At 53.2% G+C, this 22,174-nt stretch carries 13 protein-coding genes; 10 read left to right on the top strand and 3 right to left on the bottom strand.

Features of this window, described 5'->3' with window-relative positions; translation table 11 throughout:
- Positions 1 to 445 precede the first annotated feature (445 nt).
- From O3S85_RS17155 to O3S85_RS17145, 3 genes are all read left to right on the top strand, one after another.
- Entirely contained in the window at positions 446 to 664 is a 219-nt protein-coding gene (locus O3S85_RS17155; protein WP_269542036.1) for a hypothetical protein, read from the top strand.
- A gap of 89 nt (positions 665 to 753) precedes the next feature.
- Complete coding sequence (locus O3S85_RS17150; RefSeq protein WP_269542034.1) at positions 754 to 1,233, top strand: EVE domain-containing protein; 480 nt, start codon at positions 754 to 756, stop codon at positions 1,231 to 1,233.
- A gap of 211 nt (positions 1,234 to 1,444) precedes the next feature.
- The gene (locus O3S85_RS17145) at positions 1,445 to 2,059 is read left to right on the top strand and encodes an immunity protein Imm33 domain-containing protein (RefSeq protein ID WP_269542033.1); all 615 of its coding nucleotides are present in this window, start codon (positions 1,445 to 1,447) and stop codon (positions 2,057 to 2,059) included.
- 801 nt (positions 2,060 to 2,860) lie between these two features.
- Here O3S85_RS17145 and nadA read toward each other — a convergent pair.
- Entirely contained in the window at positions 2,861 to 3,844 is a 984-nt protein-coding gene (nadA, locus tag O3S85_RS17140) for a quinolinate synthase NadA (protein ID WP_343218964.1), read from the bottom strand.
- A gap of 344 nt (positions 3,845 to 4,188) precedes the next feature.
- On the opposite strand from nadA, the gene O3S85_RS17135 reads away from it, so the two are divergent.
- A complete protein-coding gene (locus tag O3S85_RS17135) occupies positions 4,189 to 5,562 on the top strand; it encodes a class II fumarate hydratase (protein ID WP_269542031.1) in 1,374 nt (457 codons plus the stop codon).
- A 54-nt stretch (positions 5,563 to 5,616) separates the two neighbouring features.
- Here the strand turns inward: O3S85_RS17135 and O3S85_RS17130 are convergent, their stop codons facing one another.
- Entirely contained in the window at positions 5,617 to 6,936 is a 1,320-nt protein-coding gene (locus O3S85_RS17130; protein ID WP_269542030.1) for a hypothetical protein, read from the bottom strand.
- Positions 6,937 to 6,974: 38 nt separating this feature from the next.
- Positions 6,975 to 7,484, bottom strand: a complete 510-nt coding sequence (locus O3S85_RS17125; protein WP_269542029.1) for a DUF4112 domain-containing protein — start codon at positions 7,482 to 7,484, stop codon at positions 6,975 to 6,977.
- 241 nt (positions 7,485 to 7,725) lie between these two features.
- Between O3S85_RS17125 and rpsA the strand changes: the two genes are divergently transcribed.
- The 6 genes from rpsA (at position 7,726) to O3S85_RS17095 (ending at position 22,053) form a co-directional block, all read left to right on the top strand.
- A complete protein-coding gene (rpsA, locus tag O3S85_RS17120) occupies positions 7,726 to 9,387 on the top strand; it encodes a 30S ribosomal protein S1 (protein WP_269542028.1) in 1,662 nt (553 codons plus the stop codon).
- 567 nt (positions 9,388 to 9,954) lie between these two features.
- Positions 9,955 to 10,365, top strand: coding sequence for a hypothetical protein (locus O3S85_RS17115; RefSeq protein ID WP_269542027.1), 411 nt, complete (start codon positions 9,955 to 9,957; stop codon positions 10,363 to 10,365).
- On the top strand, positions 10,335 to 16,262 hold the full coding sequence (locus O3S85_RS17110) for an FG-GAP repeat protein (protein ID WP_269542026.1): 5,928 nt from the start codon (positions 10,335 to 10,337) through the stop codon (positions 16,260 to 16,262). The genes O3S85_RS17115 and O3S85_RS17110 overlap by 31 nt, the downstream gene beginning before the upstream one ends.
- A 371-nt stretch (positions 16,263 to 16,633) precedes the next feature.
- Positions 16,634 to 17,563 (top strand): transporter, encoded by a 930-nt coding sequence (locus O3S85_RS17105; RefSeq protein ID WP_269542025.1) that lies wholly within the window; start codon positions 16,634 to 16,636, stop codon positions 17,561 to 17,563.
- 130 nt (positions 17,564 to 17,693) lie between these two features.
- The gene (locus O3S85_RS17100) at positions 17,694 to 18,488 is read left to right on the top strand and encodes a PEP-CTERM sorting domain-containing protein (protein WP_269542024.1); all 795 of its coding nucleotides are present in this window, start codon (positions 17,694 to 17,696) and stop codon (positions 18,486 to 18,488) included.
- Between the two features lie 682 nt (positions 18,489 to 19,170).
- Complete coding sequence (locus O3S85_RS17095; protein ID WP_269542023.1) at positions 19,171 to 22,053, top strand: InlB B-repeat-containing protein; 2,883 nt, start codon at positions 19,171 to 19,173, stop codon at positions 22,051 to 22,053.
- Positions 22,054 to 22,174 lie beyond the last annotated feature (121 nt).

The following is a 22,174-nucleotide window of genomic DNA, read 5'->3' as shown; positions in this document are numbered from 1 at the left end:
TAAACTAAGAGTGTCATTTCAATGAGAGTAGTGATATTCATTTGTTAGGTCCCGCAAGGGACGTTTTGGGGTAGAAACTAGCGCCGCCCATCTCATTCGAGGTGGGCGGCCGATTTTTTGTACAGGGTCGGCGTAGGTCGGTCCCATTAGGGGCCGACAAATCCAGCCCAAACAGGTAGCGCAGGCGCGTCTCGCGCCGCACCCCATTGGAGTAGCGTCGGTTCTAATGTAGGGCTCGCGCTTGCGCGACGCCGCATCCGCTCAAGCATGATCGCCGACGACCTATTGCGACATCGCGCAAGCGCGAGCCCTACATCGCATCAACTGTATTTTACCTTCAGCACGGGGTGCGGCGCGAGACGCGCCTGCGCTACCATTCGACTAAGAAAAGAAATTCCCATTCCGCCATTGGCAAAGCCCGACTGTCTGCCTTTAACTATCGGACATGGAACTACAATCCAACGCCAACCGGGGCTACCAGGGCACGCTGCAAGTCACCATCACCGCCGAGCAGTTCCCCGCCCTCACCCGCCTTTGCGCGGGCGACGCTCAATTCCCCAAGCTGATCGCCGAGAACCTCGAGCGTGTCGTCGAGGAATACCTCCACGCCGCCGAGCAACAAGTCACCGCCGCGCAGGGGCAAAATCCGGACAAGCAACCTTAGCCACTTTAACCTTTCTCAGTTGCTTCAATCGTATCCACACCTCGCCACACTTTAATTTTTAATCTTTTTCCTTTAATCTTCTCACCATCATGCCCCGCAAATACTGGCTAATCAAATCCGAGCCCGACGTCTTCTCCATCGAGGACCTCAAGAACTGCCCCAACGGCACCGAGCCCTGGGACGGCATTCGCAACTACCAGGCGCGTAACTTCATGCGCGACGAGTGGCAGGTCGGCGACCAGATCCTTTTCTACCACTCCAACACCACGCCTCCCGGTGTGGTGGGCTTGGCCGAGGTAGCGGGAGAGCCCGAGCCAGACCCCCTCGCCTGGGACAAAAAGAGCAACTACTACGACGAAAAAGCCTCGCCCGAAAACCCGCGCTGGGTCCGCGTGCCCGTCAAATACGTCGACACCTTCCCGCGCACCGTGACCCTCGATGAGCTCAAGTCCGAAGACAAGCTCGCGGAAATGCGCGTCGTCCAACGCGGCAACCGCTTGTCCATTAACCCCGTCACCAAGGCCGAGTTCGAACACATCTGCAAGCTGGCCAAGAAGAAGGCCAAGTAGTGGTAGGATAGCCATTAAAACTCAGTTTAACTACAAAGGACACGAAAAGCACAGAGCTAGAAGGCATCGGAATTCTTTCCCACAGTGACGCAGAGGCGCTGAGGCAGTTATTCCTAAAAGATCCCTGCGCCTCTGCGTCACTGCGGGAGAAATTAACGGCACTCTGGCCATCGTTCGCTTCGTGTCCTTCATGGTGAAAAATGGAACCCAAATGAAAAAACCCACTTTTTCCGCCCCTACGGCGATTAGCCAGATTGCCATGTCGCTCGCTCGTTTTATCGACACGCAGTTCGAGGCGGGGGCCAAGTTTGAGGCCGAGCAATACCTACAGTTTGGCTGGATGCAGTTTAAGATCGAAGACTTCGACGGTGAGCTGCAAATCCTCGCGCCCGCCCCTGGCAAGTCGCCCATCGAATTCCAGCCAGACTGCTCTGACGCGCTCAACCTGATCCTTCGTCAACGCTACGTGTGCGACAGCTTTGGCGTCGAGATGCTGGAGTGCCACTTGGGCTCATCGATCATCTGCATTCGCGATTTCGAGGTGCGCAACAAGCTGTTTATCGACCGCCTAGACGCCCCCAAGGAGCACGCCTCGGGGTGGTTCCTCGGCGCGCAGGACAGCGAACTCAGCCCTAACGAAGCGGAAAATCTTGAGCTGCGCAGCCTCTGGGAAATCGCCTGCCGCTACCCGGACTTCGTCGACTTCTTTCTCCTGCCGCAGCACTGGCAAGTCATCCTCGAAGACGACGGCCCTGTCGTCAGCCGCGCCTACGAAAAAGCCACCGCGAAACCGGGTTCCTACTACGCGGATAAGTATCAGCGTTGAGGCTATGCGTTGAGGCATGGTATGTTATTTAACCATAGAGGACACGGAGGTAAGGAGGCATGACTAGAGTGGATATCAGTAAACTAGAAAGAGTAGCCAAAGTTGCTTGGAAAATCATCCATGTCCTTCTCTTTCTCAGCGTTATCCTATTACTCACCATACCCGATGATTGGAGCGAAGCCATTAAGATCACGCTATGGACCATTACTTATACAACCGGTTTGCCAGTAATTCTGGGCAATGTGTTACTCTATTTAGAGAGAAGAGGTTGGTTAAAATAACGGCCTCGTCGTCTGGCGCGCCTACGAAAAAGCCATGCCAAGCCCGGCTCCTACTACGCAGATAAGTATAGGCGGTGAGGCAATTTAGTCCACCACGTATTGATGTAGGGCTCGCGCTTGCGCGATGCCGCATCCTGCTGGGCGTGAGGCAATGGCGGCATCGCGCGAGCGCGAGCCCTACATCATGACGCTGATAAACTCTGGTTCAGGAAACTGAAAAATTTCTCGAAATTCTGTATTTCTGATATTCCGTAAGAAAATAAAGAAGAGCGCCAAAGACATTCATGAAAACAATGGCCAAAAGCCATTTCTTTCGCTTATCCTCAACTGGTGTGTAACGTTTTGCATGCAAAAATGCATATCCGCAAAATCCGATGATCAATAAGGATGTGGCTAAATTACAGACTATTGCCAACAACTGAAGGTCACCCCTACCACTCATTACGAGTGCCTCTGGAATCATTCCCAGCAAGATGATCACAACGACCAATACAGCTACTGATCGCGACATCCCCACCCCCTACTTCGACCACTCCAGCATGCGCTTAATCGGAGCATAGGCGGCTTGGCGGACTTGCTCGTCCATCTTGATTTCGGGGGACATGTCGCGCAGGCAGTCGCGGAGTTTTTCCACGGTGTTCATCTTCATGTAGCGGCAGTCGTTGCACGCACACGTGTCCGTGGGGCCGGCGACGAAGGTCTTCTCCGGAATCTCGCGCTGGAGGCGGTGGATCATGCCTGTCTCGGTGACGACGATGATCGTGTCCGACGGGTGGCTCTTGCAAAAGCCGACCATCTTTTCGGTCGAGCAAACTTCGTCGGCCAGGTCGCGGACGGCCTCCACGCACTCGGGGTGCGCGACGACGGGCGCGCCGGGGAACTTGAGCTTCACCTTCTCAATGGCGCGGGTGGTGAACAGAACGTGCGCGTAACAGCTCCCGGGCCACAGACGCATCGGGCGGTCAAGCTGCTTGCTGACCCACTGGCCGAGGTTTTGGTCGGGCACGAACAGGATCTCGCGGTCGGCCGGGATGCGGTCGGCGATTTTCATGGCGTTGCCGCTGGTGCAAATGACGTCGCTCAGCGCCTTCACGCCGGCCGAGCAGTTGATGTAGGCCACGGTGTAGAGGCCGGGATTGGCGTCCTGGTAGGCCTTGAGCTTTTCCGGCGGACAGCTGTCCGAGAGCGAGCAACCTGCGTCCATCTCCGGCAGGAGCACGGTTTTGCCGGGGTTGACGATTTTCGCGGTTTCGGCCATGAAGTGCACGCCGCAAAAGACGATCACATCGGCATCAGCCTCCTCGGCCTTGTAGGACAGCCCCAGCGAATCGCCCACGTAATCGGCCACCTGCTGGATAGCGTCGATCTGGTAATTGTGCGCGAGGATGACGGCGTTGCGCTCCTGCTTCAGCTTCAGGATTTCCTCCTGAATAGCCGACAGCGGCGCATCCCCCGTGGGACGCGGTTTAAAGACCAATGGTTCGTAATCAAGGACTGCCATGATCCGGCACAGCGTTGGGATTCGCGCCGTTTTGTCAAACGCGGGGTTAGCCAGGGAGATTTTTAACAGAGGGGCAAATAACCTGAGAAGCGTGATTTTTAACCACGAAGGACGCGAAGCGCACGGAGGCCAACGAGCTGTTGTTAATTTCACGCCAAGACCCAAAGACCCCAAGTTTCTTAGCATACGAAATTATCTTGGGGTCTTTGGGTCTTGGCGTGAGTTTAAACGAGTTGCCACAACGCTTTGTGCGCTTCGTGTCCTTCGTGGTTAAAAATAGCGTTGTCCCAAAACTGTTTCCATCGCCGCGCTTGCGAATTACGGCAGAAAAGACCACATTGTATATTATGCGCATCGAAAAAGACTCAATGGGCGCCATGGAGGTGCCCGAAGACGCACTTTACGGCGCCTCGACGCAGCGCGCGGTGCTGAACTTTCCCATCAGTGGACGGTCGATGCCCGAGGGCTTTATCCGCGGGTTGGGCATCGTCAAAGCCGCCTGCGCGACGGCCAATGAACAGCTCGACCGCCTCTCCAAGGAGAAGGCCGACTACATCCGCCAAGTCTGCGCCGAGGTAGCCGAGGGCAAGCTCAGCGAGCACTTCCCGGTGGACGTTTTTCAGACCGGTAGCGGCACCTCGTCCAACATGAATCTCAACGAAGTCGTCGCCAACCGCGCAGCGCAACTGGCGGGCAAACCCATTGGCGGAAAGGACCCGGTCCATCCGAATGACGACGTCAACCTCGGCCAATCCTCCAACGACATTGTGCCGACGGTGCTCCATGTTTCGCTCGCGGTTTCGATCAAGGAAAACCTCGTGCCCGCACTTAAGCACCTACACCACGCGCTGGACGAAAAGGCCAAGGAATTTGCCGACGTCATCAAAATCGGCCGCACGCACCTGATGGACGCCACCCCTGTCTCGCTCGGGCAGGAGTTTTCCGGCTATGCCCACCAGCTGGCCAAGGCCGTCGTCCGCGCCGAAGAGTGCATCGACCGCCTGGAAGAGCTCGCCATTGGCGGCACCACCGTCGGCACGGGCCTCAATTGCCACCCTGAATTTTCGGGCAAGGTCTGCGCGATCTTGGCGGAGGAAACCGGCATCGGCTTCCGCGAGGCCGAGAACCACTTTGAGGCGCAGGCCGCGCGCGACGACTGCGTGGAAGTCGCCGGGATTTTAACCACGATCGCGGCCAGCCTGACCAAGGTTGCCAACGATATTCGCCTGCTCGGCAGCGGCCCCCGCAGCGGCCTGGGCGAAATTAGCCTGCCGCCGACGCAGCCGGGCTCCAGCATCATGCCAGGCAAGGTCAACCCCGTCATGAGCGAGATGCTCGTGCAGGTCTGCATGTATGTGATGGGCCATAGCAACACTGTCGCCATGGCCGGGCGCGACGGCCACTTCGAGCTCAACGTCACGATCCCGCTCATCGCCCATTGCCTACATGAGAGCGTGACCTGCCTCAGCAACGGCGCCCGCACCTTTGCTGACAAATGCGTGGACGACATCACGCCAAACACCAAAGTCTGCCAGGAGCTGGTCGAGCGCAGCTTGATGCTCGTCACCGCACTGAACCCCTTCATCGGCTACGACAAGGCCGCCCATGTCGCCAAGCGCGCCTTCAAGGAAGGCAAAACGCTCAAGGATATCCTCCTCGACGAGCAGCTCATGGAAGAAGCCCAAATCGATCAGGCACTCGACCCGACACGGATGATTTGAGCCAAAGTTCGTTTTTAGAAATCGAGACTTCGCCTCGTGACTGGTCCCGCAGACTTAACCGGGATTCTGAAGCGCAGCTCGCCGATGGCTCCAAACCCTGCGGTCCAGAAACCACAGAACGCCCACTGTCATGAAGGTCAGGTAAGTTGCGATAATCGCCAGTATCATTAAAATGCGGCGGAAAGCATCCTGAATCAGGCGGACGCGCACTTGCTCTACGTCCGCGATGAAATGCTTCCGTTCCGTGCTGATGACCTCCTCAAACTTGTCCACTTGCGCAATCCAGTCGTTGGTGATCGCGATGCGGGCCTTGTCCAAGCCGTTCATCACCGCAATGCGCTCGTTGGTAAATTGAGCCATGACGGCTTTGCGCTCGCTGCTCAGGCGACCAAGGGCCAGCTCGCTTGTCTCGCGAAACTCACGCAGCGCCACCTCGCGCTCCCGGGAAATCAGGCCGGGCATCTCATCCATCGTCACGCTCACCTGCTCCAACGTTTCGGTGCTGGCGTCCATGAGCCCCGGCATGCGGTCAAAGGTTTCTTGGACATGGTAGTGCTGGCCAGACTGTTCGACGAATAGCTCGGCCTCCCAGCGCATTTGGTTCGGAATCTGGTCGCTGTAGACATCCAGCTTGTGGCTAAGGTCTCCCACGGTCGTGACCATCGCGTCGACCGCGTCACTCATCGACATGCCAAGCTCCAGCGTCATTTCGGTGGACTTATTGGTGATGTTCTCGCGGGAGTCGAAGCTGCCGTTGACCGGGTGATTGTGCGCCCATTCTTCGATCAAATCGTGCGCGCGTTCGAGCTCCGTTCCGTCCGGCGAATTGGTATCGTCCACATCAGCGAAAAACTTGGCCATCCGCTCATTAATTCTCAGCGCGACATCGTAGCCCATTGGCGCGTAGGACTTAAAATCGCGCGCGCCGGGCCCGGTCTCGAAGTAGTCCATCATCTGGTAGCTCAGCGCCCAGGTATCCAGCAGCGCAATCTGAGGATATGTCTCAAACAGCGATTCGCGCAGAGCCGGCACGGTGGCAATCTTCCACTCCAGCGCCGCGCGGCGAACCTCAGGATCGTCCGACTCGGCAATAATCTGGTCCGCCGTATCGACCACCATCCCCGTCATTGGGTTCACGAGCGAGCGGACCCGCAGCCGCAGCTGATGATAAGTCACCCGCATGCCCTCGACTTTTTCATCCTTGGTCTTGCCTCCCATGAGGATGGAGTCTGCGCAGCCAGAAAACATGCCCAGCGAAACGATCAGCAGGGCGAGGACAAACGCAAGGCAGCAGCGACGGCGCGACATAACGCCAAGAAGATCAGCAATTTTCCCGCCAATGACAAGCCCAGTGACGCCTGATGCAATCTGCATTGAGCTTAACGGTCAAATACCGCATTTTGCAGCTCAATTTAGAAGCCCAGCATCGTCAGCGCGGCGTTAATCAGCTCCAGCGAAAACCAGATAATAGCTGCCAACATGGCCACCACGATGACGGCAAAACCGATCACCACGCCATAATCTATTGCCTTTGGACGGCGCTTTTGACCGATATGCTTTTGCAAAATATCATAGTTCCGGCGGTTAGATTTAAACCAAGCTGAAAAAAGGTCCCCCAACACCGGTATCGCGCCAAACACGGTATTGATGACCACATTAACGCCCATTCGCATAAGGGCGATCGTCGGCAAACCCTCTCGCAGACCGGCCCAGAGGATGACGCCCCCCGCTGCGGCACCCGCGCTGTCGCCCCACCCCGGGATGAGGCCTATGATTGGGTCGAGTCCGATACGCCAATCAGTTCCAGGAATGCGGATGCAGTCGTCCATGATGTTGGCCACGACCCGCGAGGCCCGGGACTTCGGCGAGGCCTTTTCGTTGGACTGACTGCTGCGTTGAAGAGATCGTGTCTGCTGTAACATAATGAGGAGTCGGCAAACGAAGCCCACTCAGTCCTATAATTTGCAAGTCACGTGCCAGCCGTTGGATCACACGATTTTGCGTGGCTTTTCGCGCTTGCCTTTTGCCCCGAAAACCTGTGTTTTCTTCACTTTGCGCCAAAGTGGGTTTCCCGCTCAGGCATGAAAGACCAATAAACCAACAACATAACCGTCAACCCGGGTCCAGCGCACGCGCTAGACTCGCTATCCATATACCTACCATATGAGTTCATTAATGGAAGAGCTGCTTGCAGAAAGCAGCTTCGCAAACCTCGCTCCCCACGCCATCGTTAAGGGCAGCATCACCGAAATCCGCGCCAACGAAGTTATCGTCGACATCGGCGGCAAGAGCGAAGGCTCGATCAACGCCAACGAGTTCATGGACATCGGTGAATTGTCCATCGGCGACGAGATCGAAGTCTACGTCGAAAAGGTCGAAGACAAGGAAGGCAACCCCATCCTCTCGTTCGACAAGGCCGAGCAAAAGAAGAACTGGGAAAACATCGTCAACCAGTGCGAAGAAGGCTCCATCGTTCCTGGCCGCGTGAAGGCTAAGGTCAAGGGCGGTCTGATCGTCAACATTGGCGTCGACTCCTTCCTGCCGGCATCGCAGATCGACATCCAGCCCCCGAAGAACCTGGATCAATACCTGCACCAAACCTACGACTTTAAGATCGTTAAGATCAACACCGAGCGCCGCAACATCGTCGTTTCGCGTCGCGAGCTGATCGAAGAGCAGCGCCTCGAAAAGCGCCGCACGCTCCTCGAAGAAGTGAAGCCGGGCGACGTCCGCCGTGGCGCCGTCAAGAACATCACCGACTACGGCGCGTTCATCGACCTCGACGGTCTCGACGGCCTCCTCCACATCACCGACATGAGCTGGGGTCGCATCAGCCACCCGAGCGAAATGCTCAAGGTGGGTGAAGAGATCAACGTCATGATCATCGAAGTGGACCGCGACCGCGAGCGTGTTTCCCTCGGCCTCAAGCAGACCGTTTCCAATCCTTGGGACAACATCGAGCACAAGTACCCGGTCAACGCCAAGGTTGCTGGTAAGGTCGTTAACCTCGTCCCTTACGGCGCATTCGTTGAGCTGGAAGAAGGCGTGGAAGGCCTCGTGCACGTCACCGAGCTGTCCTGGACCAAGCGCATCAACAAGCCGAGCGAAGTGCTCAAGGTGGGCGATCAGATCGAAGCCGTTGTTCTGGGCATCCAGAAGGACGAGCAGAAGATCAGCCTCGGCGTCCGCCAGCTCGAGCCGAATCCCTGGGATATGGCTCGCCACAACTACCCGGCCGGCGCCCGCGTTCGCGGCAAGGTGCGTAACCTCACCAACTACGGCGCATTCGTCGAGCTGGAAGAAGGCATCGACGGTATGGTTCACGTCTCCGACATGTCCTGGACCCGCAAGGTCAACCACCCGAGTGAAGTGGTCAAGAAGGGCGACGAGATCAACGCCATCGTCCTCGACGTCGACAGCGACAACCAGCGCATCTCCCTCGGCATGAAGCAGCTCATGGAAGACCCATGGGACAACATCGAGCAATACTTCAAGATCGGCGACATCGTGCAGGGCAAGGTTTCCAAGCTCACCGGCTACGGTGCGTTCATCGAGCTCGAGCACGGCATCGACGGCCTGGTTCACATCAGCCAGATCGCCGAAGATCACGTGGAGAAGATCAAGGACGTCCTCGACGAAGGTCAGGAAGTTTCCGCCCGCGTTATCAAGATCGACATCGAAGAGCGCCGCGTAGGCCTGTCGATCAAGGCTGCTGCCTACGACAGCGACCAGCTCGCCGCCGAAGTTGCTGCCTTCGACCGCATCCAGGACAGTGGTCAAATGACCTCCTTGGGCGACATCCTCGACGAAGCCACCAAGGGCTAAGCCCACGGTTCGCAACCATCGCATTTCAAACCCCGGTCAGCAATGGCCGGGGTTTTTCTTTGGCTGGGATACAGAGGCTCCCCCGCGTTACCGGATATTCGCCCAGATTCAGTGCCGTTTCGCCGGGAAAGCATTACTATCATTTTCAACAACACAAGGGAATGTCTTGAGGCATCACATTACCATCTGTTGGAACAACACATTAGGATCTCTTGGGGTGACACATTACCATGTGTTGCCCAAACACATTACGATCGTTTTTCGCAACAGATCATAATCGTTTTCCGAGAACGATGGTAATGCTTTTTGAAAAACGATCCCAATGCCTTTTGGACACACTCGTACGGTCGGACCCGGAACGGCTGCGGCAATTTCTCTGCGCAGGTTAGCCCTCGCGTCCAATCAGAGCCATAGGGTGATAAACCGATATCACCCGTACACCGGGAATGCCTGATCCAGGACAATAATTTTGCATAGCAGCCACCTTAATGTGACGCGGACGCATACGTATAATCGTTGACTCGCCTGCCATCGTAAAGATTCTCTAAGCAGCTTCTGATCTATTACATGAGCCACAGCCATATCTCGAACGTCCGCATTTTTTTCATCTGGCTCATGCTTTTGGTATGCGCTGCCGCCCTGCGCGCGGAAACCATCGTCTCCGAGGACTTCTCCTCAGGCTTACCAACCGAGGGCTGGGAGTATTATAAATCATCCTCAACCTACGGTCGCATCCAGGTCGCCAGCGGCCGAATGCGGATGGATGTCACTACCAACAGCAACTACTCGCTCAACGAAGCCATCCTGACAGTCAACTTGGCCGGGGCGACTGCCGCCAGCCTCAGCTTCCAGCAGATCGACACTTTGGACGAAGAACACACCCTCCCCGCTTCCTTCAGCGGGCATGACAATGGCGACGGCGTGGCCATCAGCGCCGATGGGGTAACTTGGTATACTATCTCAACGCGTCGGAGCTGAACGTTAGCAGCCTGACAACTTATAATGTCGACCTGCTCGCAAAACGCGACGCCATCCGCAGTAGCTACGATGCCACCTTTGATTTTACTACAGACTTCAAGATCAAGTTCCAGCAATACGATAACTACGCTTCTTCCACCGATGGTCGGGAATGGGACAACATCGTAATCGACGCCATACTGACCCCAGCCCTCTCCATTGTTGCCGGGACAGAATTTCTGGAAGGCGCGACAAACATCCCCGCCACGCTAAACGTCGACATTGCGCCGGATGCGGATCTAGTGGTTAGCTTGGCTGGCGATTCATTCCTTAGCTTACCTGCCAGCGTCACCATCCTATCCGGTCAGAACTCGGCGGATTTCACTTTCTCCATTGTCGACGATGGCGCTGTTCAGGGAGATCGCAGCGCGTCCATCACCGCCACGGCGACCGACCACACTAGCAGCATCCACAACCTCACCGTCCATGATGATGAGATCACCTACACCGTCACCTTTGTTTTGGGTGACAACGCCACACTGGACAGCGGCGACCTCGTGCAAACCATTACTTGGGGACAGCCGGCAGTAGAGCCGGTTATTACTGTCGATCCTGATTGGGAGTTCCTGGGCTGGGATCAATCATTGTCGCCCATTATCGCCAACACTACGATTGACGCACTTTATTTGCCAATCCACACCGTCACCTTTGAATTAGGTGAGCACGGAACGCGAATTGCTGGCGATCTAGTTCAACGCGTTCTAGCGGGAAGCGCCGTAATCCCACCAGGTGTCTCAGTAGAGAACGGCTGGGCGTTTTCTGGCTGGAATCACAGTCTCAATAATATCTCCGGAGATCTTACCATAACAGCAACCTATGTGGACGCAGCCTTGGCAGGCATACTGGAGTATAAACTAACCGCGAGTGACGCTGCTGCAACTGATTCATTTGGCAGTAGCCTAAGCATCAGCGGCGATACGGCTGTTATTGGAGCTTATCGAAACAAAGATGGGGGTTACGATTCCGGCAGCGCATATATCTTTACCAAACAAAATGGCGTATGGATTGAACAAGCCAAGCTGACGGCAAGTGATGCAGCTGGGGAGGATAATTTCGGCCAGAGTGTGAGCATCAGCGGAGATACGGTTGTCATAGGTGCGTATTACGACGATGATATGGGAAGAAATAGTGGCAGCGCCTATGTATTTATAAGAGAAAACGGCGTATGGTCCGAGCAAGCCAAGCTGACGGCCAGCGATGGCGCTCGAAGCGATTACTTCGGACACAGCGTATGCGTAAGTGGCGATACAGCAATCATCGGGGCTTACTCGGATTATCACGAAGGAATCGATGGAGGGAGCGCCTACATTTTTAATCGGCGAAATGGGGTTTGGCTGGAGCAAACAAAACTAATTGCCAGCGATGCTGCAAATGATGATCGATTCGGTTACGCAGTGAGCATCAGTAGAGATACTGCAGCTGTATCAACAGGTGGTTCAAACAATGCCTATGTCTTTAGGAGAAGCAATGATGTTTGGACGGAACAAGCCAAACTAACCGCTAGCGATAGTGCTTCTGGCGGCGGGCTAGGCGGAAGCGTGAGCATTAGCGATAATACTGTAATTGTCCGGGGACTTGGAGGCGACGGTCCAGTATCGAACAGCGGCAGCGCCTACGTGTTCCACGAGAATGATGGTGTGTGGAGTCAACAAGCCAAACTGATTGCCAGTGATGCTGCAACTGATGATCGTTTCGGATGTAGTGTGAGCATCAGCGGCGACACCGCAATCGTCGGTGCATTCACGGATGATGATGCTGGCATCTCAAGCGGCAGCGCCTATGTTTATCGAAGAAGCAATGGCGTTTGGACTGAACAAGCCAAGCTAAACGCCAGCGATGCTGCAGCGGATGATCGTTTTGGCTCCAGCGTAGGCATAAGTGGCGACGTTGCTCTCGTTGGTGCATACGCAGACGACGATGCGGGAAGCTTCAGCGGCAGCACCTATGCCATTGACATCGCGGTACCACCCGCGACGGTAATCTTTGATTTAGCTGGCAAAGGGATACGCACCGGAGGTGGAGAACTCAACCAACAAATCATCGTGCCTGGCGTCGCGGTAGAACCACTTTTCAATCCGCTTGAGGGCTGGCATTTCACCGGTTGGGATGTCGGTTTCTCGCTTATAACTGAGGACCTCACCGTCACCGCACAATATTTGCCACTACACACGGTTACTTTTGAACTAGATACCATTGGGCAGCGAATAGGTGGCGGGGGGTTGACGCAAAACATCGTCGACGGCCAAAGGGTCATTGCGCCAACAATCGAAGTCGAATCAGGCTGGATTTTTGATGGCTGGGACCATGACCTGACTTCGATCACTGAAGATACAGTCATCACCGCACAATACCTACCTGGACATACGGTAAGCTTTGACCTAGGTGAACACGGCTCCTTAGCTGCCGGCCAGTTGGTGCAGACGGTTCGCGATCTGGGCTCAGCAGTTCCTCCCGATATTTCGGTTACGGATGGCTGGGCATTTCAAGGCTGGGATCAGAGCCTGAACGAAATCAGTGGAGACATCACCATAACCGCGCAGTATTTGGACGCAGAGATTGCGGGCATACTCGAGGATAAATTAACCGCGAATGATGGCGCCAGTGATGATCGCTACGGCAGTAGTGTGTGCATCTCTGGAGACACAGCAATCATTGGGGCGATGCGTGACGACAATACAGTATCCGATAGCGGAAGCGCTTATATCTATATCAGGACTGATGGCATATGGGCTGAGCAAGCCAAACTAACCGCCAGTGATATATCAACTGCTGAGTATTTCGGCAATAGCGTTACCATCAGCGGCGATACGGCAGTCATTGGAGCATACTATCACGTAATCGGAGGATACATTAGTGGGTGCGCCTATGTCTTTACGAGAACCAATGGCGTATGGACCGAACAAGCCAAACTAACCGCCAGTGATGCTGCAGCTGATGATCTTTTCGGATGGTGTGTAAGCATTAGCGGCGACACTGCGATCATCGGAGCATACGCGGATGATGATGCTGGCGAAAACAGTGGCAGTGCTTATGTCTTTACAAGAAGTGGCGACATTTGGACTGAGCAGGCCAAGCTAACCGCCAGTGATGCCGCCACAGACCATTATTTCGGAACCAGTGTTAGCATCAGTGGCAACACGGCAATCGTAGGGGCTCCTGAAGACTTTATTGCAGGAAATGATGGGGGCCAAGCTTATGTCTATACCAAGACGAATGGTGTGTGGATCGAGCAAGCAAAACTAACTGCAAGTGACACCGCACCAGGAGATTATTTTGGGCGCAGCGTGAGCATCAGTGGCGATACCGCGATCATCGGGGCATATAGGGATGACGATGCAGGCGGCAGTAGCGGCAGCGCCTATGTTTTCAAACGCGAGAATGGTGTGTGGATCGAACAAGCCAAACTAACTGCAAGTGACGCCGCATCCATAGATTTTTTTGGTCTCAGTGTGAGCATCAGTGGCGACTCGGCAGTTGTCGGCGCATATGGAAACGCCGATGCCGGAAGCAATAGCGGCAGCGCCTATTACTACACCAGAAGCAATGGAGTGTGGACGGAGCAAGCCAAGCTCACTGCGAGCGATGCCGCTAGTACAGATTATTTCGGGTATAGCGTGGGCATCAGCGGGAATACGGCAATAATCGGAGCGGAACAGGACGATGATTTGGGACCCTCTAGCGGCAGCGCCTACATCTATGATTTGGCCGTTGAGCCAATAACGATAACTTTTGATCTCGATGGAAAAGGACAAAGAACAGGAGGTGGCGAGCTTGTTCAATTGATCTACACTGAAGGGCCAGCAGAAGAACCGATTATCGCTGCTTCTGAAGGTTGGTATTTCGTAGGATGGGACCTAGATTTCTCTTCGGTTAGCAAAAATTTATCCGTCACCGCAGAGTATATACCTATCCATGACGTGACCTTTAATCTGGGTGAACATGGCGCGCTCCTTTCTGGTCAGCTAGTTCAAACGGTGACTGATGGCCACACGGCGATTCCTCCCGAAATTTCTGTGGCCAATGGCTGGGCATTCGCTGGCTGGGATGAAAGCCTCAACGACGTAAATAGCGATAAAATCATTACCGCTACCTACCTGGAAGTAGATCGAGCCGGAACCCTCGAGACAAAATTGACTGCCTACGATGGTACAACTGGAGATTCTTTCGGCGAAAGCGTAAATATCAGTGGCGATACCGCTATAGTAGGAGCCTGGGGCGACGACGATGCAGGCAACAATTCCGGCAGCGCCTATATATTCAGCAAAACCAATGGCGCATGGACCGAGCAAGCTAAGCTCACCGCCAGTAATACATCAGCGGAAGCTTATTTCGGCAGAAGTGTTAGCATCAGTGGCGATACCGCAATAATCGGATCCGCTAAAGGCAGTGACACAAACAATAACTTCGGTTGCGCATATGTTTACACCAGAAGAAATGGTATCTGGACCGAACAAGCGAAGCTAACCGCCAGTAATGCAGAATCCGGTGATTATTTCGGTAGCAGCGTGAGCATTAGTGGCAACACAGCGATTGTTGGTGCAGACTATGGAAGTCACACGCTGTCGGATATCGGCAGTGTATACGTCTATATCAGATCCAATGAAAATTGGACTGAGCAAGCCATGCTCACCGCTAGTGACGCCGCGACATACGACGCTTTCGGTGTTAGTGTGTCCATCAGCGGTGATACGATCATAATCGGAGCATTCAATGACGATGACGCAGGCAACTCTAGTGGTAGCGCCTATATTTTTGTCCGAAACAATGGTATCTGGACCGAACAAGCGAAGCTAACCGCCAGTGATGCTGAGACTGGCGACCTTTTTGGCCGCAGCGTGAGCATCAGTGGCGATACAGTCATTATAGGGGCGGTGAATGGCAACGGCATTGTAAGCGAAAGCGGCAGCGCCTATGTCTTTACCCGAACCAATGACGTATGGACGGAGCAAGCTAAGCTAACCGCCAGTAATGCCGGGCGAGGAGACGCTTTCGGTGTTAGCGTGTCCATCAGCGGAGACAAGGCTATAGTCGGGGCGCTTACTAACGATGACGCAGGAGGCGATAGTGGTAGCAGTTATGTATTTAGCAGAAGTAATGAAGTATGGACCCAGCAAGCTAAGTTAACCGCCAGTGATGCTGAGGTGGGCGACCTTTTTGGCAACAGCGTTAGCATCAGTGGCGATACTGCGATCATTGGGGCAATCTATGGAGGAACAGCTGGCGGCAGTGCTTATATTTATGATCTGGCTGTCCCGCCCGTCGATGTCACGTTCAGCTTGGCCGACAAAGCCCTTCGCACTGGCGGCGGCGAGCTCAGCCAACTCGTCGTCGTCGGAACCGCAGCCAACGCACCTGCCCTCACCCCTAATGCCGGCTGGGTCTTCGATGGCTGGGATACCGACTTTAGCAAGGTGATAACAGATCTGTCCATCAACGGGCTCTTCAGCTATGACGCTACGGACGCCGACGGCGACAACATCCCGGATGGCTGGGAAATTGTCCACCTCGGCGCGATCAACAACACCGATGGCGCGATCGACACGGATGGCGATGGACAATCGGACTATGACGAATTCCTCGCGGGGAGTGATCCAGCAAGCCGCACTGACTACTTCAAAGTCAAGCAGCAGGAGTTTAGTGCGCAGGATCGCCGAATCACGCTGAGCTTTAATTCCAATGACGACCTGGCCAACCGCCGCTACCGCGTGCTCTACAGCCCGGACATGTCCCCCGGCTCATGGATCGAAGTGCCTGGATCAGTGACGGCGCCCAGCAGCGGGAACGAAACTCAAGTCACCTTGGATCTCCCCGGAGAAGGCGCGCTTTATTTCGTCCGTATTGACGCATTCCTTGAATAAGAGGCGTCCTCGACGAAGCCACCAAGGGCTAAGCCCACGGTTCACAACCATCGCATTTCAAACCCCGGTCAGCAATGGCCGGGGTTTTTCTGTGCCCGCTTTTTCATCCAGGACTGAATGAACCAGTCCTTTTAAGGCACATAGCCTTCCCAAGAAGCAATCAAGCCTGAAAGACCCCATTTCCTTTAGCGATCAGCCCTGTCGGCCATGGGCCACCTTTCACATTGCGCAAAAATAATATCAAAAATGCGCTATATAGGAACTAAATCCCAGTGTCCGAAAGACGATTGTTACTATGGCTTAAATAGCCCGCCTGACTACGAACCAACCCAAAACGAATAAAAGAAAACCTAACTCAAGTCTGACTAATAATGCGTAAAATAGCATACTCCAATAAAGTAGCCATGGCTGCCATCTGCGGCCTTTTTGCAACCAACATCTCCAATGCTGAAGAGGCGGCATTCGCGAACACAATTCGCCCAATTACCAACCCAGTTTACTTCGACTCCGCCCTTCCCCAAACACAGATTCACCCAATCTTCCTCTACCAAAACATGCCGAGCTCGATCAGCACCCAACTCGGCGATGTGCCCTTGGGAGGCAATTTCCAACTATACGCGGTACAGGCAGAACTCGCCCTTAACGAGCGCCTCTCACTGGTTGCTGCAAAAGATGGCTATATCGTATTCAACCCCGATAACACCCTCGTCAACGCCAGTGGTTTCGCCAACCTGGCAGCCGGTTTAAAGTACGCATTCATCTACGATCCGGCTGAAGAGTTGGTTGTCAGCGGCCAAGCAATCCTAGAGCTTCCCACTGGTAACACTGACGTGTGGCAAGGCGGCAAATACTACTCGATAACCCCATCGGTTGGCGTGCTGAAATCCTGGGACGACTTTCAGCTAAGTACCGAAACCGGCTTCATCATTTCGACAAATAGCAACGGTAGCAGCTCATTCTTCACCAGCGCACACGCCAGCTATAGCTTCTTCGACATGTTTCACCCTTTGGTCGAAGTGAATTACCTTCAAGTGATTAATCCCGGCAATGGCGCATCACGCTTCAGCCCGCAAGCTGGTGGCGCAGTCCCAGCCATCGTTAACTTCGAGGGCGGTGATCTGGTCAATTTCGGGGCGTCTAACTCCAATGTTTACAGTGCCATTGTCACCGGTGCCATTGGCTTCCGCATCACCCCGATGGAATCGATAGAGCTCGGTGCCGCTTTTGAAATTCCTCTGACCCAAACCAGCCACAACCTGATGCAAAACCGCATCACGCTGGACGCAGTTTGGAAATTCTAAGTATCTTCTTGCCAAGAACCCCGGTCAGCGCTGGCCGGGGTTTTTCATTACTGATCAGGTAAAGACCGATTGCGCAAATTTCCTTTGTCTAAAATTGACGAACCACCCGTTCGAGATCATGATGAACCCTATGAAGCTTTCGATCCCCTTGCTGACTTCAACGCTTTTGCTGGCTGCTGCCACGAGCGCCACCGCAACCGTTCTCGTATTCGACGATTTCGGGACTGACGTGACTGGTGCCCTCAACGGACGCACCCCAACAACCGGGCCCAACGACTGGGTAGGCTATTCCGGCAGCCCGGGCTACGGCTGGCAGATTACCGACGGTGCCGCCGGCTACGGCTCCTTGTCTTCCCTCAATGGCATGGCGGGCATCGAATTGGGCGCAAACTACTTTGACACCAACCCCGGCATCTACGAGCTCACCGTTCACTACACACTCAACTCTACCGTTGGCACCACTTGGATTGGTTTTGGCTTTGCGGAGAACTTTCCCACTTCCAGCAATTCCGGCCTTTACCAAACCGGCACTAGCGAAGGGCAGCCCTGGGCATTCATGCGCAACAATGGCGAGATCAATGTCCGCGCTGGCGGAGCCGCCAGTTCCGACCTCATTTCGCAAGGCGGCTTCGACGTGACAGACTTCGAGTATAAGCTCGTTCTAGACACCACCGTGGCCCAGTGGACCGTGGATGCGTTTTACAACGACACCCAGCTCGACCTCAACGGCGGTGCGATCGGCAGCACCTACACATACACCAGCGGCAACCCGACATCGATTGGCTGGGTAGGTGTCTCCGCCTCAAACAACGTCTCTGGCACGATCCAATCCATCACATTGGAACAAGTCCCCGAGCCCCAAACCTACGCACTGCTCGCCGGTTTGGGCGCGCTGACGCTCGCGGTTTATCGGCGTCGTCGGTAAAACCACGCACTCCGCAACGAACTTCTTTAGCAAACCCCGGTCAACATTGGCCGGGGTTTCTTGTGCTAAATTCGACTTTTGTCAGAGTTCACTTCAATCAACGCTCCAACTTCCCGGCCTTATGTTACTTGATAGATATTGCTCTATGTTCTAGAAGCCTAAGTGACACTGAGCAGACTCGGAATATGGTTGAATGCATTTAAGTCGTTAATTTCTGCCCTGATACAGCATCGGAAATATTGAAAAGCATTACTACACCGTCACCTCGAGCATCATCTCCACAGAGCGAGGTATCCAGAGACTCATATTCCGATCACCGAGTGATAAGTGTTTTTCAACAAGAAGTGCAACGTTTCCCAGTCAATCACCACCAAAAAATATGGGCTCATTTCACCCTGCAAACCGACGTCAAGGTGGGACCAGACATAGAAAAGATAAAATTAAACACAGCCAGTCTTTACTAGTATCGCCAGAATTTTCGATTCGAGATGGCGCAGTCGTGGCTTATCGGGGCAGCCATCAAGCGGAGTAAACACACTTGACTGACAATACTAATATGAGACGGTATGTATTCCCAGATCATCATATAATTATGCACATGCGGTTGATAATTTTTAGCTACCTCCAATTGGTATTTATTTTCGGGCTATCCATATCCGATTCCCTAGCCGAAACCATTTACGTGGAAGACTTTTCAGATGGTATCGACTATGAAAAATGGCGTCACTATGCAGATATTAATGTCGGACGCATACAAATAGTTGATGGACGATTACGCATGGATAGCTACCATACCACTGACTCTCTTAACGAATCAGTACTCACGGTTGATCTATCTAAGGTGATATCTGCCGAATTGAGTTTTCAACAGGCCAATACCGAAGATGTAGAAAACGAACTGCCTATCACCTTCTCAGGTAAATACAAGGGTGATGGTGTATCTATAAGCATAGATGGATCGACATGGTATACAATAATCAGTGGGGCAGAGCTAAAGGTTACCAGCCTCACCTCATACACAATTGATTTAACCGCTAAACGTGAAGAGATTCGCAATACTTACGATCCTAATTTTGATTTCGGAACGAACTTACAAATTAAATTCCAACAGTTTGAATCGTATGGCACTCCCGATAAAGATCGTGATTGGGACAACATTCGTATCGATGCGATCTTGGAAGACCCAATCCTCACGATCGCGATCGACGATATACTCGAAGGCCACGGCATCAACCCAGCAACTATAAGTATCGATATTACGCCACGCGACGATCTCGATGTTATCCTCTCTGCCGACCCACTGCTAAATCTCCCGGCAATGGTTACAATTCCGGCGGGCCAGAAATCGGTCGAGTTTTCTGTCAGTGTTGAAGATGATAATGTCGCGCAAGGCGCTCGAGAAGTTACGATCAGCGCAACCACTGTCGAGCATAGCACCGACACAAAAGTAATTACCATTCATGATGACGAATCACCATACTCCGTCGTCTTCGACTTAGATGATAAAAGTGTGCTGGCAGATGGCGAGTTGACACAGCAAGTAATAGGTCTTGGTAGCGCCATTGAACCTAAATTACTACCCCAAGCAGATTGGCATTTTAATGGATGGGATAAGGACTTTGATGTCGTAACGAGCGACATGACAATTACCGCCGAATATCTGGCAAAGCACAACGTAACTTTCGATCTTGGTGATTATGGGACGCTCGCTGCTGGTGATCTTACTCAAAAGATTCCAGAGGGCGGCACTGCTATTGCGCCTGCACTATCTCTCACCGGAGAAAAGCTCTTTGCCGGATGGGGCCAAGATTACAGCAACATTACAAACAATCTGAGCATCACAGCCAATTATGTGGAACCCACGATGGCAACAATCAGCGAAACGAAGGTGCCCGGTAGCAAGCGCTATATTGCTACTTCAGGTTACTCAGTAAGCATCAGTGGAAACACTTCAATTGTTGGCGCAATCAGGGATGACAATACTGTAGATGTGGTTGGCGGCAGCGTTTACGTCTACGTTAGAAATGTTGTAGACTGGGTCGAGGAAGCCAGGCTTAACGCCAGCGATACTGAAAAAGGTGACAAATTTGGCTACTCGATTGATATCAGTGGAGATACCGCAATCATTGGCGCTCCCGGGCACGATTCCACTGGCTGTGCCTACATTTTTGTGCGTAATAATGGAGTCTGGACAGAACAGGCGAAAATCACCCCCTCGGATCAGCTGGAATGGCAAACTGGCTTTGGTGATTGTGTAGGTATCAGCGGAAATACTGCCGTTATCGGAAGTCTTCTCAATGCTAGCGTATATGTGAGGGATAGCCAAGGGAAATGGACTGAGCAGGCAGTGCTAAATTCCAGTGGCTCAGCGTCATCGTCTTTTGGCCGCGCAGTGGGTATAAATGATGATACCATTATTGTAGGAGCGCCCAGTGGTAAAGGTATTGCTTACGTATTTGTTCGTAAGGATAACATCTGGACCCAGCAGGCAGAATTAATACAAAGCGATCGGGCTGAGTCTAATGGGAATCCGGTAGTCAGCTCCTTTGGCTATTCAGTGAGTATTAGCGGTGACACCGCAGTAATTAGCGCGCCTTGGAAGGATTCTGGCAGCGCCTACATTTATGTCCGTAATGCCGACACTTGGACTGAACAAGCTAAGCTAGAACCAAGCGATGGTATGCTGGATGATCGCTTCGGGCAATCGGTGAGTATCAGCGGCGACATCGTGGTCGTAGGATCGTATCAAGATGGCAATGATAGCGGTAGCGCATATATGTTCATTCGCAACAACGACATCTGGTCAGAAAAAACCAAGCTAATGGCAAGTGACGCTGCAAAGAATGATAATTTTGGTCAATCTGTTAGCATCTGCGGCGATACTACAATCATTGGCTCTCCCAATGATGATGATTACGCAATTTCGAGCGGCAGCGCTTACATCTATGACCTTGTGGTTCAACCATTATTTGTCACCTTCAATCTAAGCAATAAAGCGATTCGCACTGGTGGGGGCGAGATAAACCAGCAGGTCCAGTATGGGGCTGATGCGTACGTTCCGGTTTTTACAACAAACCCAGGCTGGGTATTTGACGGCTGGGATGCAGACTTTGAACGCCTTACATTCGATAAGATTATCAATGGCCTCTTTAGTTATCAATCCATCGATTCAGACAGCGACAACATAATGGATGGATGGGAAATTGTTCATTTAGGATCCACCTCAGTCTCCGACGGGACAACGGATAGCGATGGCGATGGAGTATTGGATTACAGTGAATACGTTGCAGGCAGCAATCCACTCGATCCTCGCAGTTACTTCATGGTCGATGATGAATATATTTCAAATACGAATGGTCAGATAAGTCTTCGCGTTAAGACTAGTCGTGACATCTCCAATCGGAAATATCGAGTGCTCTACAGCCACGATATGAAAAAAGACTCTTGGATTGAACTAACCGAGACAAACATCAGTCCAAGATCCCAAGATTACATCGATGTTAGCTTCACCCCACCTGGCAACGGAACTGAATACTTTATTCGGATTGAAGCATACCTGGAATAAGTGACGACATTCGTTTTTCCTCAGAGAGATTCGGAACTTCAATTGAGTAAATACGTCAAAAGAAAGTTTATCGAAAACAGTCGCGCTCATTCGCGAAATGCGTAGATTAACCGACGTTTGT

This window comes from Cerasicoccus sp. TK19100 (assembly GCF_027257155.1).
Classification (GTDB): domain Bacteria; phylum Verrucomicrobiota; class Verrucomicrobiia; order Opitutales; family Cerasicoccaceae; genus Cerasicoccus; species Cerasicoccus fimbriatus.
The sequence above is the reverse complement of the archived record's forward strand: the minus strand, read 5'-3'. Positions and strand labels throughout refer to the sequence as shown.

Bases quoted from the DNA above. Each gene is read 5' to 3' on its own strand.
- O3S85_RS17155 (WP_269542036.1), top strand. From the start codon at position 446: ATGGAACTACAATCCAACGCCAACCGGGGCTACCAGGGCACGCTGCAA.
- O3S85_RS17150 (WP_269542034.1), top strand. From the start codon at position 754: ATGCCCCGCAAATACTGGCTAATCAAATCCGAGCCCGACGTCTTCTCC.
- O3S85_RS17145 (WP_269542033.1), top strand. From the start codon at position 1,445: ATGAAAAAACCCACTTTTTCCGCCCCTACGGCGATTAGCCAGATTGCC.
- O3S85_RS17135 (WP_269542031.1), top strand. From the start codon at position 4,189: ATGCGCATCGAAAAAGACTCAATGGGCGCCATGGAGGTGCCCGAAGAC.
- O3S85_RS17130 (WP_269542030.1), bottom strand. From the start codon at position 6,936: ATGCAGATTGCATCAGGCGTCACTGGGCTTGTCATTGGCGGGAAAATT.
- O3S85_RS17125 (WP_269542029.1), bottom strand. From the start codon at position 7,484: ATGTTACAGCAGACACGATCTCTTCAACGCAGCAGTCAGTCCAACGAA.
- rpsA (WP_269542028.1), top strand. From the start codon at position 7,726: ATGAGTTCATTAATGGAAGAGCTGCTTGCAGAAAGCAGCTTCGCAAAC.
- O3S85_RS17115 (WP_269542027.1), top strand. From the start codon at position 9,955: ATGAGCCACAGCCATATCTCGAACGTCCGCATTTTTTTCATCTGGCTC.
- O3S85_RS17105 (WP_269542025.1), top strand. From the start codon at position 16,634: ATGCGTAAAATAGCATACTCCAATAAAGTAGCCATGGCTGCCATCTGC.
- O3S85_RS17100 (WP_269542024.1), top strand. From the start codon at position 17,694: ATGAAGCTTTCGATCCCCTTGCTGACTTCAACGCTTTTGCTGGCTGCT.